Annotated in this window: 11 protein-coding genes, 2 pseudogenes and 1 riboswitch; of the genes and pseudogenes, 10 read left to right on the top strand and 3 right to left on the bottom strand. The window is 37.2% G+C overall.

Annotated elements, in window-relative coordinates:
- The first annotated feature begins 204 nt into the window (after positions 1-204).
- The 9 genes and pseudogenes from hypE (at position 205) to CALSC_RS05735 (ending at position 10,441) form a co-directional block, all read left to right on the top strand.
- Positions 205-1,296, top strand: a complete 1,092-nt coding sequence (gene hypE / locus CALSC_RS05780; RefSeq protein WP_088240447.1) for a hydrogenase expression/formation protein HypE — start codon at positions 205-207, stop codon at positions 1,294-1,296.
- A 44-nt stretch (positions 1,297-1,340) separates the two neighbouring features.
- A complete protein-coding gene (gene hypA / locus CALSC_RS05775) occupies positions 1,341-1,682 on the top strand; it encodes a hydrogenase maturation nickel metallochaperone HypA (protein WP_088240446.1) in 342 nt (113 codons plus the stop codon).
- Positions 1,673-2,515 carry a hydrogenase nickel incorporation protein HypB gene (hypB, locus tag CALSC_RS05770; RefSeq protein WP_088240445.1) on the top strand — a complete coding sequence of 281 codons (843 nt, stop codon included), beginning with the start codon at positions 1,673-1,675 and terminating at the stop codon, positions 2,513-2,515. The genes hypA and hypB overlap by 10 nt, the downstream gene beginning before the upstream one ends.
- Before the next feature lie 439 nt (positions 2,516-2,954).
- Positions 2,955-3,104: riboswitch (cobalamin riboswitch) on the top strand.
- A gap of 20 nt (positions 3,105-3,124) precedes the next feature.
- Positions 3,125-5,149, top strand: a complete 2,025-nt coding sequence (locus tag CALSC_RS05765) for a TonB-dependent receptor plug domain-containing protein (protein ID WP_088240444.1) — start codon at positions 3,125-3,127, stop codon at positions 5,147-5,149.
- A 75-nt stretch (positions 5,150-5,224) separates the two neighbouring features.
- Positions 5,225-6,097, top strand: a complete 873-nt coding sequence (locus CALSC_RS05760) for a (2Fe-2S) ferredoxin domain-containing protein (protein WP_088240443.1) — start codon at positions 5,225-5,227, stop codon at positions 6,095-6,097.
- A gap of 133 nt (positions 6,098-6,230) precedes the next feature.
- Positions 6,231-7,451, top strand: coding sequence for an ABC transporter substrate-binding protein (locus tag CALSC_RS05755; RefSeq protein ID WP_088240442.1), 1,221 nt, complete (start codon positions 6,231-6,233; stop codon positions 7,449-7,451).
- A gap of 67 nt (positions 7,452-7,518) precedes the next feature.
- Positions 7,519-7,971: a hypothetical protein gene (locus tag CALSC_RS05750; RefSeq protein ID WP_088240441.1), complete on the top strand. Its 453-nt coding sequence runs from the start codon at positions 7,519-7,521 to the stop codon at positions 7,969-7,971.
- A gap of 65 nt (positions 7,972-8,036) precedes the next feature.
- Positions 8,037-9,251: pseudogene (locus CALSC_RS28140) on the top strand (iron chelate uptake ABC transporter family permease subunit).
- 119 nt (positions 9,252-9,370) lie between these two features.
- Positions 9,371-10,441 carry an ABC transporter ATP-binding protein gene (locus CALSC_RS05735; protein WP_088240439.1) on the top strand — a complete coding sequence of 357 codons (1,071 nt, stop codon included), beginning with the start codon at positions 9,371-9,373 and terminating at the stop codon, positions 10,439-10,441.
- Between the two features lie 356 nt (positions 10,442-10,797).
- On the opposite strand, the gene CALSC_RS05730 is transcribed toward CALSC_RS05735, so the two are convergent.
- The 3 genes from CALSC_RS05730 to thrC all read right to left on the bottom strand — a co-directional run bounded on the left by CALSC_RS05730 (position 10,798) and on the right by thrC (position 13,232).
- Positions 10,798-11,127, bottom strand: coding sequence for a hypothetical protein (locus tag CALSC_RS05730; RefSeq protein ID WP_088240438.1), 330 nt, complete (start codon positions 11,125-11,127; stop codon positions 10,798-10,800).
- A 434-nt stretch (positions 11,128-11,561) separates the two neighbouring features.
- A complete protein-coding gene (locus CALSC_RS05725; RefSeq protein WP_088240437.1) occupies positions 11,562-11,837 on the bottom strand; it encodes a MoaD/ThiS family protein in 276 nt (91 codons plus the stop codon).
- Between the two features lie 90 nt (positions 11,838-11,927).
- Complete coding sequence (gene thrC / locus CALSC_RS05720; protein WP_088240436.1) at positions 11,928-13,232, bottom strand: threonine synthase; 1,305 nt, start codon at positions 13,230-13,232, stop codon at positions 11,928-11,930.
- 233 nt (positions 13,233-13,465) lie between these two features.
- On the opposite strand from thrC, the pseudogene CALSC_RS05715 reads away from it, so the two are divergent.
- Positions 13,466-13,717 (top strand): annotated as a pseudogene (locus tag CALSC_RS05715) (sensor histidine kinase); the annotation flags it as partial.
- Between the last annotated feature and the right edge of the window lie 142 nt (positions 13,718-13,859).

Below are 13,859 nucleotides of genomic sequence, written 5' to 3'. Positions count from 1 at the left end.
GTATAATATATTGCCAATTAAACCTCATCTATATTGATACCTGGAGTTTCTAATTATTCAGATATGTCATTGTGATGTAAGCAAGCAATCCTAAAATCATGTTATACAACTACGTTGGAGAATCAAAAATTTTTTCTGAGTTTCAAGCCCCTCGATTTATCGATGGGGTAACTGATAACTGATAACTGATAACTGATAACTGAAATGACAAATACACCACAAAATCCCCTGTTTCAAAAAATAGAACAGCTACGCCGTCACCGAGGTAAGGTGCGAGATACTAACATTAACTTGGCACATGGTAGCGGCGGTAAAGCCATGCGGGATTTAATTGATGATATATTTGTCAGCAATTTTGATAATCCCATACTCTCACAATTAGAAGATCAAGCCAGCTTGAGTTTAGCTAGTCTCGTACAACAGGGAGACAGACTTGCTTTTACCACTGATTCCTATGTTGTTGATCCCCTATTTTTCCCCGGTGGAGACATTGGAGAATTAGCTATCAATGGCACAATTAATGACTTGGCTGTCAGTGGTGCTAAACCTTTATATCTTACCTGTAGTGTAATTTTAGAGGAAGGTTTACTTATAGCAACCTTAAGAAAAGTTGCCCAAAGTATGCAAAGTGCAGCGCAAAAAGCTGGGGTACAAATTGTCACTGGTGATACTAAAGTTGTACATCGTGGTGCAGCAGATAAACTATTTATCAATACAACAGGTATTGGAGTAATTCCTCATGGAATCAATATTTCTGCTCACAATATTCAACCGGGAGATGTGGTAATTGTGAATGGGAAATTAGGCAATCATGGTGCAGCAATTTTAATTGCTCGCGGTGAATTAGCATTAGAAACTAATATCGAAAGTGACTGTCAGCCGTTAAATAGTTTAGTAGAAACGATTCTCAAAGTTTGTCCCCATGTTCGTGCCATGCGGGATGCTACACGGGGTGGTTTAGCAACAGTATTAAATGAATTTGCTCTCAGTTCTGATATTGGGATTCGTCTTCATGAACAGTCTTTACCTATTCGTGAAGAAGTCCAAGGAATTTGTGAAATATTAGGTTTAGATCCTCTTTATTTAGCTAATGAAGGCAAGTTAGTAGTAGTGGTAAAAAAAGAGGATGCAGAAGTAGTTTTATCTACAATGAAATCCCACGAAGCGGGTAAAGATGCTTGTATAATTGGTGATGTAATTACTTCTCCTCCTGGTGTGGTTCTCCTCAAAACTATTTTTGGTGCGGAGCGGATTGTTGATATGTTAGTGGGAGATCAATTACCACGTATTTGTTAATATATACCTCCCTCTAAAATATAAAATCTAAAATCGATTATTTTATGCATGAATTAGGCATTACCCAAAATATTGTGGCAATTGTATCCGAACATGCCCAAGGAGCAAAAGTAAAGCGAGTATTATTAGAAATAGGTAAGCTTTCTGCTATTATGCCAGATGCCGTACGTTTTTGTTTTGATGTCTGTTCCCAAGGTACTGTTTTAGCAGGGGCTAAACTAGAAATATTAGAGATTCCCGGTTTAGGAAAATGTTGTGAATGTGGTGCAGAAATTCCCTTAGAGCAGCCTTTTGGTAGATGTAAGTGTGGGAGCGTCAAACTAGATTTAATTGCTGGTGAAGAACTGAAAATTAAAGAGATAGAGGTAGAAGAATTATGTGTGTGACCTGTGGATGTTCCGGTGATAGTAATAGCAAAATTATTAATCCTGAAACTGGTTTAGAAACAGAAATTCATGACAAGAGCCATACTCCCCATCACCATACTCATACTTTGCCAGATGGAACGGTAATTACCCATACTCACAACCATGAAGTTTCTGAGATTCATGCCAATATTCATGGTACTACCATATCTTTAGAACAGGATATTTTAGCCAAAAATGACTTAATAGCGGCTGAGAATCGTGGGTGGTTTAAAGGTAGAAATATAGTGGCATTAAACCTCATGAGTTCTCCCGGTGCAGGTAAAACAACCTTATTAACTCGAACTATTAATGACTTAAAAAATCAGTTATCTATTAGTGTAATTGAGGGTGACCAAGAAACTATTAATGATGCCCAAAAAATTCAGTCAACAGGGTGTAAAGTTATCCAAATAAATACAGGTACGGGATGCCATTTAGATGCATCAATGATAGAAAGAGGTTTAGGCGAACTCAATCCACCTCTAAATTCAGTGGTGATGATTGAGAATGTGGGTAATTTAGTTTGTCCAGCTTTATTCGATTTAGGAGAAAATCTGAAAGTAGTAATTCTATCTGTAACTGAAGGGGAAGATAAACCAATTAAATACCCCCATATGTTTCGCGCTAGTGAAGTTATGATTCTCACTAAAATTGATTTACTACCTTATGTCCAATTTGACGTGCAAAAATGTATTGAATATGCCCAACAGGTAAATCCTGAAATCAAAATTTTTCAAGTTTCTGCTCAAACAGGAATTGGTTTAGATAGTTGGTATGAATGGCTATCTTATCAAGTAATAAGTAATAAGTAATAAGTAATAAGTAATAAGTGAGCCATTGCGGTGGACGGGTGCCCCGGCATAAAGCAAATGGCGAACTCCGAAAGAGTAATAAGTTTCAGCTTTCAACAAGGTCTTAACCTATATGCGTAGCGCGATATGATAGGACTTTTTTAGCAGTATGTGTCTACCACTTTGACAATACCTTCCTATTTTTAAAGTAAGAAATACCTGAGCCTAACTCCTCCGGAGATGCTGCGCGAACAGGACTGAAGGCGACGATTAAGACAACTCTGTTTATACCCTTCTAATCGATTTCGTTCTTTAACCCCGTAAACTATCTGTTGCAAAGTATTAATATTAATGAACTTTCTACCAAGAATGATAGAACGGGGATAATTCTGTCCTAAATACAGCAAATACAAACAATTATGACCTATTATCGAACAATGCCAACACCATGATGTAGTATATTACTTATCACTCAATTGGTTCTGATGGGGAACAGCCATCAGAGATAATGGGGAAAGTTCGGTGTAAATCCGGCGCTGTCCCGCAGCTGTGATGAGACAAATAATATTTATCTCTTAGTCAGAATGCCCGCCAATTGTTAATTACAAAGCATCTATCTGCGAGGCACAGATGACAAATATTCTTAGTAATTTGTATTGGGGAATTCAATTCATCGTAATTAATGTTGCTGTAGTAACTGCGTTAATTGCTGAAAATATTGCTGTATATGGGAATGAAGTTTCCCAGTCTGAATCGCCACAAGAAGAAGCAGACATAGAACTGACAGTTATAGAAAAATTATTGAATCAACCTGTTTACTCCCCATTTCGTAGAGAAGGTACAGTTAAAGATGCAACTCGTCCTGTCTACGTAATTACAGGTGAAGAGATGGAAGCGCAAGGTGCGCGGAATGTTAGAGAAGCGATGCGATTTCTTCCAGGAATTCTCCCTGATGGTTTGGTGGGAACGGAATTCCAAGGATTGAGCTCCCAATTTATCCGAGGTTCCAGCAGCGATCAGGTGTTGATTTTGCTGGATGGAAAGCCAATTAATGATGTGGGTTCAGGAGGGTTTGATTTATCGGAGATACCCACTAACAACATCGAACGCATAGAGGTGTTACCTGGAGGAGGTTCTACCCTATATGGTTCCGGTGCGATTGGGGGAGTAATCAATATTATTACCCGTAGTCCGACAGAGAAACCAACCACAGACGTTAAGGTTAGTATTGGTTCCTATGGGTTGAATCAGCAGAGTATTCAAACTAGGGGAAAGTCGGGAAATATTGGTTGGGTGTTGGGATACAATCGTACCCAAGCAGAGTATGATTATCCGTTTTCGATTCCAGAGGCTAATTTTGAGGGAACTAGAGAAAACAATGATGTTATTGCTAACAATTTTAATTTAAAACTCCAAGCTGATATAAATCAGCGCAATAGTCTTACTTTTTCCGCACTGTATCTGGGTAAAGAACAAGGTGTACCAGGAGGAGTTCCAGTTCCTGCAGCTGCTTTTAACAGTTTAACTGACAATGATCGTAAATATACAGACCAAGTTTTAACTGATGTAATTTGGAAGAGTAAACTGGGAAATGGGGAAGATTCATTGCTAACGGCAAGAGTTTATGCTGATTTTTTAAACACTCGTTTTGAAAATGTTTCTTCTCAAAACAGGCGTGATAACCAGCAAGATTCCTATGGAGTTCAAGTAAATCACAGTTGGAAATTTGCTCAGAATCAAGCCTTAGTTTATGGCTTTGATTATCGTTATGTCGAAGCAAAAAACAGCACTTTTAATTTTGTTACTAATGAAAATACTGTGAGTTACGATGACAGTATTAGTAAGGGGGGAATTTTCGCTAGATATGAAATTGATTTTACCCCCAGTTTTCACATGAACGTTGGCTTGCGTCAGGATTTTAATAGTTTAAGTAATAGTTCATTTACCTCACCCTCTGTAGGTGCAAAGTTAGCAATTTCTAACTCTACTACCATTCGTGCTAACTATATGAGAAACTTTCAAGCACCCACCCTGTTTGATCTATTTGGTAGAGGTAGTACTTTCGTCGGAAATCCTGACTTAAAACCAGAAAAAGGTAATAGTTTTGATATTGGAATTGACCAGAAATTAGGTAAATTTGGGTTATTGCGTTTGACATATTTCAACAATAGGATTTCTGACTTAATTGCCTTTAAATTTGCAAGTCCTGTTTCTACATTTGAAAATATTGGTTTAGTCCGGACACAAGGTTTGGAAGCTTCCTTAAATTTACAATTAGCAAGAAATTTCTATGCTTTTGCCAACTATACCCTCAACGATCCGCGTATTTTAGAAAGTACCAATTCTGCGGAAGAAGGTAATGAATTAAGTTTTAGAGGTGCAGATAGTTTAAATTTGGGAATCTCCTATGAAACATCACAAGGTTTATACGCAGGAATTCTCATGCACTCCCTTGGTGCATATCCAACTAACAATAGTAATACAGAGTCTTTAGCGGGATACACAACTTTTGACTTTAAAGTTAGAGTACCCTTAAGTAATACATTTGTCGTGACTGGGAATTTAGATAATATTTTTAACCAGAGATATCAAGTATTCCCTGGTTTTCCCGATGCAGGTAGAGTTTTTCAGGTAGGTGTAAATGCTAAATTTTAGGTAACATGATGAAATAAATGTATCATCTATATTGGTACGTTTTTAATAACTAGTAACTGCAAATTAAAAATTATCATGAGTGAGTTTAATCCTTGGGTAACACCATTAAATCGTACTGTCACCGAACCTTTATCAACAGGAGGATATATAGAATATGAAGAATTTGATACCAATTGTGACGTTTTATCATCACTTACTTACACATTATTTCAACAAAATTGGCAGCAAGTAGGGGTAGGACACATTGTTCAAGGTGGTGTATTAGAATTAGAATTTAATGCTGCACCTAAAATTTGTATTTTATATGATGGATATCTTACCGTAGTCACGGAAGGTTGGCATCTTCACCTATGTATTGAAGCAAATTTAGGTGGTCCCCATTGTAGAACACCACTGGAATTAAGACAACAACGTCAAGTAAGCCGTGCGGCTTTTTATCGACGTTTCAATGCAGAAGGAAAGCCTAGAAGTTGGGGAATTGATTTATGGAATGGTGCAGGGGAAAATTTGATGACAATCTTTTTACCTAACCCCTATGTGGAAGAAGAAAATTTATTACCAGAAGGGAAACCTAACCTGAGTAAACTAGCTTTGTACCAAGAATTACGAGAGATTTATGTATTAGGTGAAAAGCCAATACCTTTCGAGAAAAATCCTTTAAAACATCCCTACATATCCGTTTGTACTTCTACCCGTTGTCTTCCTTCCCAAAACTGGAAACCAACTTTTGAAGCACTAAAAGCAGCAGTTGATAAAGCAGGTTTGGATATCGAAGTGAGAACTTCTGGCTGTTTGGAAGTTTGTAAACTTGGTCCAGTAGTCTTCTATTCAGAAGATAGGACTTGGTATACTCGTGCTAATCCCAAAGTGACGGAAAATATTGTGAATCAACATTTAGTAAAGGGGGAAAAGCTAGCTACACATTTATATCCACCAGAACCAAAATAATTTTATATTTTTGATTTTGTATTTTTGATTTATCCAATAGAACAATTTGCTTGCTTTGTGCAACTCAGGAATTAATTATCATAAAAACTAGCTACAGTATTTATCCCTGTGGTATTTTTTATCAAGGTGACCAATGAAAATAATATTTCATCAACCAGTAAAATTGTTCGTTTTTTTGACTCAGTTAATGCTGGTTATTATTTTTTCGATCGCCTGTAATAATCAAACTATTTCTTCCACTAAAAGCCAAGATAATCAAGAAGAAATATGTACTCAAGATTATAATCCCAATACTGACTACTTCCCCGAAAAAATTACTGTAGATTATGCTATTGGCTTTAATGTAGAATATCGCAAAAATTATAAAATAGTCACAGTTAAAAATCCCTGGCGTAATGCTAAAAAAGGGTTTCAATATATTTTAGTTCAATGTGGGACACCAGCACCAGAAGGCTTTTCATCAAGTCAAATTATCGCTGTACCAATAAATTCTCTAGTCTCCCTTTCTACAACTCATTTACCCCATCTAGCTAAGTTAGGAGTAGTAGATAAACTTACTGGTGTTAGCGACACAAAAAGAGTTAATACATCGGAAGTAGTGGATAAAATTAAAGCTGGGAAAGTAGCGGAAGTTGGTAATAATCGGAATCTAAATATAGAAAAAATTTTAGAATTAGATCCAGACTTAGTGATGACTTATGGGGTGGGTAATCCTCAACTGGATAGTCATCCTAAACTATTGGAAGCAGGTTTAAAAGTAGGGATTAATGCTGAATATATGGAAACGTCTCCCCTAGGACGTGCAGAATGGTTAAAGTTTACTGCTTTGTTTTTTAATCAAGAAAATATTGCTCAAGAAAGCTTTAGTAAAATAGCTAAAAAATATGAAAATATTGCTTCTAAAACCAAGTCTAGCAAACAACTACCAAAAGTTTTTACAGGATTTAACTTTAAAGGTAATTGGTACATACCAGGATGTCAAAGTTATGTCGCAAAATATTTAAATGACGCAGGAACAAACCATATTTGTGTAGGTAATTATTCCGGTAGCACCCCTTTATCTTTTGAAGATGTTTTTCAACGTGCTGCAAACTCAGACTATTGGCTCAATGTTAGTCAATCTTGGAAAAAAATAACAGATATTATTGCTGAAGATAATCGCTATAGTAATTTTTTAGCAGTTGAGAAAGGTAATGTTTATAACAATAATTATCGTGTTAATCAGAATGGTGGTAACGATTATTGGGAAAGTGGAACTAGTAACCCTGATATAGTTTTATCTGATTTAATTAAAATTTTCCATCCAGAAATTTTACCCAATCATCAATTAGTTTATTATCAGCAATTAGAATAGTTATTTATATAATTCATCGGAGATATTAAATACTATTTATATTAACTATCAATCAGCTTCAATAATTATGACTTATTCTGCCAAAATTTTAGAACAGCGAGAAAGAGAAAAGAAATCTCTCAAAACTCTTTTAGAGCCTAGCTTTGTTGCTTCGTTAGCTTTACATATTATTTTACTAGCTTATGGTATTATTCATCTTATAAAAAAAGTATCACTAATTGCAGAACCACCAATTGAAATCACCTTTTTTAAACCACCTTTAGAAGAAGAAATAAAACCACCTCTAAAGCCAAAAATCACAAAAGTGCAAACAGAAAAACTGCAATCCAAAGCTGTTGAAACTTCATCTACAATAAACCCAAATCCAGGAATTAACCTGACAACTGTTCCACTAACTACAAGAATAAAATTATCACAGCAAAAGCAGTCTAAATCTAAGATTCTTATAGAATCACAAAAGCTGTTTATTAAACCCCAACAACCTCTAATTCAGCCACAAACAACACAAAGTAATGTCTAATTCTAGTAACTAATTTATTCTCAATAGAATATTAGCTCACTCAGATGATGTTTTCAGTATTTCATATGTCCCTAATCAAGGATCAATATAACAGATTTACAAAAAGTAAAAATCACAATCTTTTCAGAATAAATTCCCTAGTTTTCTTGATATTACTTATAGGCTTGATATTATTCTTCTTAATCGATATAGCATTAGGTTCCGTCCATATTCCCATTCAAGAAGTTATTAGCATCTTATTAGGACAAGAAACAACAAAAGCAACTTGGACGACTATTATTTGGAAATTTCGCTTACCCAAAGCCATAACCGCAACTCTTGCTGGTGCAGCTTTAGGAACAAGTGGACTGCAAATGCAAACCCTATTTAGAAACCCTGTAGCCGGACCATTTATATTAGGAATTAGCTCTGGTGCTTCCTTAGGAGTAGCATTAGCAATATTAGCAGTCAGTATTACTGGTATAACTGAATTACTGCAAAAATTAGAAATAATTAGTGATTTTAGTTTAATCCTAGCAGCAAGTTTAGGAGCATCATTGGTACTGGGGTTAGTGTTAATTGTTTCTCGTCGCGTCCAAGATACAATGACACTGCTAATTTTAGGACTATTGTTTGGTTATGCCACCAGTGCTATTGTCAGTATTTTACTCAACTTTAGTGAAACTCAACAAATCCAATCATACTTACAATGGACAGTTGGTAGTTTTGCGGCTGTCACATGGCGACAAATGTTAGTTTTAGCACCCATAGTGCTGTTAAGTAAGTCGGCACAATAAAACCAAACTATGTGAAGAATAGTAAATAAGCCTAAAACCCTTGTTCCCCCTGCTCCCTGCTCCCTGCCCCCTGCCTTATCCAAACGATAATTTTTTACGCCAACCTACTTAGCTTTGTTAATGTCGGTAATGCTATCAAAATCCTTAAATACACTTCTACTGGGTGAAAATTACGCTCGCAGTTTGGGTTTATCAGTACAAAAAGCAAGATTTTGGATTATTACCAGTGCCTCTATTTTATCAGGGGCAATTACCGTCTTTTGCGGACCGATCGCTTTTTTAGGTGTCGCAGTACCCCATTTATGTCGTAGCTTGTTCAAAACTTCAGATCACCGCATACTAGTCCCTGCTGTCATCTTTGTGGGTGCAATTCTCGCCTTAATTGCAGATTTGCTCTCACAACTACCAGGAAGTCAAATTGTCCTACCTTTAAACTCCGTGACAGCTTTGATTGGTACTCCCGTGGTTACTTGGGTGATTTTGCATCGTCATTCCCATACATAAGACTTCTTGCAGAAGTCAAGTAATAAGTAATAAGTAATAAGTAATAAGTAATAAGTACGAGAATTGACGCAAAACTCCAGGACAAAAATACTTTTGCAAGAAGTCTACAGTTATCCCCCATGAATCATCCAATTCTCAACACCAATAACCTGGCTATCGGTTACAAAACATCACGGGGTGGGACTCGCATTGTTATCCCTGACATTTGTGCATTCCTAATCCCTGGTGAATTAGTCTGTTTATTGGGTGCGAATGGTGCGGGTAAATCAACCCTATTGCGAACCTTAGCGGGAATGCAACCCCCCATTCATGGAACAGTAGAACTGCTGGGAAATGACATCTATAATGTAGCACCACAGGAGTTAGCCAGACTTCTGAGTTTAGTCCTCACAGAAAAAATTGATGTGGGAATGCTTTCTGCTGAAACTTTGGTAAGTATGGGACGCTATCCTTATACTGATTGGTGGGGAAACTTAACTACAAAGGATGAGAAAATAGTCCAATGGGCGATCGCATCTGTAGGAAGCCTACACCTAGCTAAACGCAATGTCAACCAACTCAGCGATGGGGAACGGCAAAAAATCATGATTGCTCGTGCTTTAGCCCAGGAACCTGCTTTAATGCTACTAGATGAACCGACAGCCTTTTTAGATTTACCCCGTCGTGTAGAGATTATGCAACTATTGCGCCAATTAGCACAACAAACAAATCAAGCAATTTTGCTTTCTACCCACGACTTAGATTTAGCTTTGCGTCTTGCTGATAAAATCTGGTTGTTAACAGCAGATGGTTCTCTAGAAATTGGTGCGCCGGAAGATTTAGTCCTAAATGGTATATTTACTGAAACTTTCCAGAGTGAAGGTGTCGAATTTGATGCGACTTCTGGAGAATTTCGTTTGCATACACCAATTCGTGGTGAAATCAGTTTAGTTGGTGGAGGAATAGAAACCTTATGGACAAAGCGTGCTTTACAAAGGGCTGGGTTTGTTGTGGTATCAGATAGCAATTCCTCAATTACCATAGAAGTGTTAAATGTAATGGTCGAAGACTACTCGTACCCCTCCGGGGAAGGCTACGCCAACGGAGTATCGCGCCAACTGAATTGGCAAGTAAAGTACAGAAATGCTGTATCAAAATGTCAATCTGTCTATGAATTAATTCAGTTTTTAGATCGAATCACGGAAAATTAAGAATAAACCATTTGATTGATTAATACTAAGTTGCATTCTCTTATAGTAGTTCGAGTTAGTGAGATTGCTTTCTTCCACTCTAAATCCAGTCGCAATGAAAAAATACTATCTTTGAAAGCAACTTGGTATTAGCCGTTACTAGCCCTCTTCAGCCACTTTCGGCAGATAATAATCTATAATCCTTACAGGATAGGACTTTTACCAAAAACCTTGATTTCAAGCATTATGTTAGAAAATAAACGATCAAATCCTCGCTCTATCTACAGTTGAAAATTTGGCTATGATTTTTATTTTCACAGAGTGACTAAAGAGGGATTAGGATAGAAATGTTGAATGAGATTATTAATCTTTTCGATTTAACTTTCGTACAAATATAAGCCTATGTGTATCTCCACGTTGCCTGTAGCAGGCTTCACTTCATCAAATAGTACGAAAATAGTATCATTACCATAGCGCAATCTAATTTCATTTACTTTTAGTGGATAGACATAGGTTTCACCGCCTGAAAAATAACACTTGCATACTGCATGGTTAAAGTATGCATTTGTCAACGGAGTTACATCATAAGAGTGTTTTAAAACTTCTAACCATGAAAGACCTGCTTCAATGTCCAATCCATTTTCCGAGTAGTGTACGCCAGGAATTATCTTGGCTTCAATTAAAAAAGATTGAGATACATTTACCATGTTGAATCCCTTATTTTATGCAATGTAATTGAACACAAATACTGATCTAATTACAGAAATAAAATTACCTGATTATGTTTATATTGGTGAATTTATCTGCAATTAGCATATTTATCATCAAAATATCACATTGAATTTATTTGCCTAGAAAGTTTATAAATTAGTACTTAATAAATCAATACTTAATAAGTTTTCCTCAAAATATAGCACTACGAAAGCACGTTAGGATATTTTTGAATGTTGAAACCTATGAACAGTAAAATTATTACTTATTACTTATTACTTATTACTTATTACTTATTACTTATTACTTATTACTTGCGCATAGCTCTATAAGTGAGCCCTCAGCTCTCAACCTGAGAATTGGGCATAATAAACAAAAGCCCCAATTTCTTCTAAAAATCAGGGCTCTCAGGGTTTCCAATAAAAATTAATTAACCACCAGCGACAGCAGGGACAATACTGACTTCATCACCATCTTTAAGAGATGTCTCCGCACCATCTAAAAAACGGATATCTTCGCTGTTTACGTATAAATTGAGAAATCGCCGTGGTTTCCCTTGCTCATCACATAATCTGGCTTTGATCCCCGGACAAGCTGTTTCTAAGGAGTCAAATAATTCGCTAATGTTGTTACCACTACATTCTACGGTAGCTTGGTTATTACTAAATTTTTGCAGGGCAGTAGGAACTAAAACTTTGATGGACATAGTGGGAAGATAAGTTATAAATTATGCAGTGTGAAATGTAAAGTATCAGGATTTAAAGAAATTTAGCCTCTATACTTTACAATTCACCCCTTAAACGAGGACTTGTTGCCATTCCAAGCGATCTAAGGTGCGAGAACGCTCTAATGCTCGCTCGAAACTATCGAGTTTTGCTTCAATGGTTAAAGGCTCTCCAATATAGCCTTGGACAGCTTCTTGGGTTTTCAAACCATTACCAGTAATATAAACCACTGTGGTTTCATCTGGATCAATTTTGCCAGCTTCTACTAATTTTTTCAGTACAGCAACTGTTGTACCGCCAGCAGTTTCGGTAAATATGCCTTCGGTTTCCGCTAGGAGTTTCATGCCTTCGATGATTTCAGCATCGGTGACTGATTCAATATTACCGCCGGTTTTCTTAGCAATTTCTGTAGCATAAATACCATCTGCAGGATTACCGATGGCAATTGATTTGGCGATCGTGTTGGGTTTAACTGGCTGAATAAAGTCTCTATCTTCCTTAAAGGCTTTAGCAATGGGGGAACAGCCTTCTGCTTGTGCGCCACTAAATCTCACTGGCTTGTCTTCCACTAAGCCAACTTCCACAAATTCGTTAAAGCCTTTGTAAATTTTAGTAAATAAGGAACCGGATGCTAGGGGAGCAACTATATGGTCTGGTAGTTTCCATCCTAATTGTTCGGCGACTTCAAAGCCTAATGTTTTAGAACCTTCTGAGTAGTAGGGGCGCAGATTAATATTTACAAATCCCCAGCCGTGGGTATTGGCAACTTCCGAACAGAGGCGGTTAACTTGGTCATAATTACCTTCAACTGCCATCAAGGTAGGATTGTAAATTAAGCTACCCATTACTTTCCCGGCTTCTAAGTCAGCAGGAATAAATACACAGCAATCCAAACCGGCATGGGCAGCGATCGCAGCAGTAGAATTGGCTAAGTTACCAGTACTGGCACAGGAAACGGTGGTAAAACCTAATTCTTTTGCCCTAGTTAAAGCTACTGACACCACCCTATCTTTGAAGCTCAGGGTGGGCATATTCACAGCATCATTTTTGATATATAAATTCTTCAGACCCAGACGACGGGCTAAACGCTGGGAATGAACCAAAGGAGTCATTCCCGTACCCACATCAATGGGATTCTCACTAGCTACAGGTAAAAACTGACGATAACGCCAAATTGAATTTGGCCCATTGGCAATGCTCTCGCGGGTAACTGTACGACGGAGGTTGCTATAGTCGTAGGTTACTTCCAAAGGTCCAAAGCATAATTCACATACATGGCTTGCCTGGAGTTCGTATTCTGCACCACATTCTTTACATTTGAGATTTTTGAAAGTTGCGGTGGAACTTTGACTTTGATTTGCGATCGCCTGAGTCATAATCAGTTTTCCCTGGATTTCCTTCAGCTATCGCCTGATAGTATCACGAGTAAAAATACCAGTCAAACATACCCGACCATTTTGGTCGGGTATGGTTTATTTAATAGGTTGATTATGGCTGAAAACCTTGTTGTTAAGGGATATTGATGGCGGTGTATCCTACTGATAAATCGAAACATCGTCCGTGATGGAGAAAATAATCTATTTGCAACATAGATAAAGCAAATGGCAGCTTTTTGTTAGAAGTGATAGTTGCTAATACGGGTATAGGTATTGAAACCAGTCAGCTAGAAGCCATATTTGACTGTTTCTATCAGGCGGAAGGATGGTTGCGACGTAGCATCAATGGTACAGGTTTGGGTTTGGCTATTTGTCGTCAGATTATCCAAGGCATGGGAGGAAAAATTTGGGCAGAATCCTCTGGTAGCAATCAAGGTAGTCAGTTCCACTTTTCTATCCCCATTGATTCCACTCAACTCTGTTAAACTTATATCAACTAAAAAAAAGAATGGGACATATGGGTAGGGGTTTAGCAATGCTAAACCCCTGCGAATAATTTATCTGTCGCAAACATTATTGGAATTGGTATTACCTAAATCTACTCATTGGCAGAAAAATAGATAAACC

It is taken from the genome of Calothrix rhizosoleniae SC01 (assembly GCF_900185595.1).
Classification (GTDB): Bacteria; Cyanobacteriota; Cyanobacteriia; order Cyanobacteriales; family Nostocaceae; genus Calothrix_A; species Calothrix_A rhizosoleniae.
The sequence above is the reverse complement of the archived record's forward strand: the minus strand, read 5'-3'. Positions and strand labels throughout refer to the sequence as shown.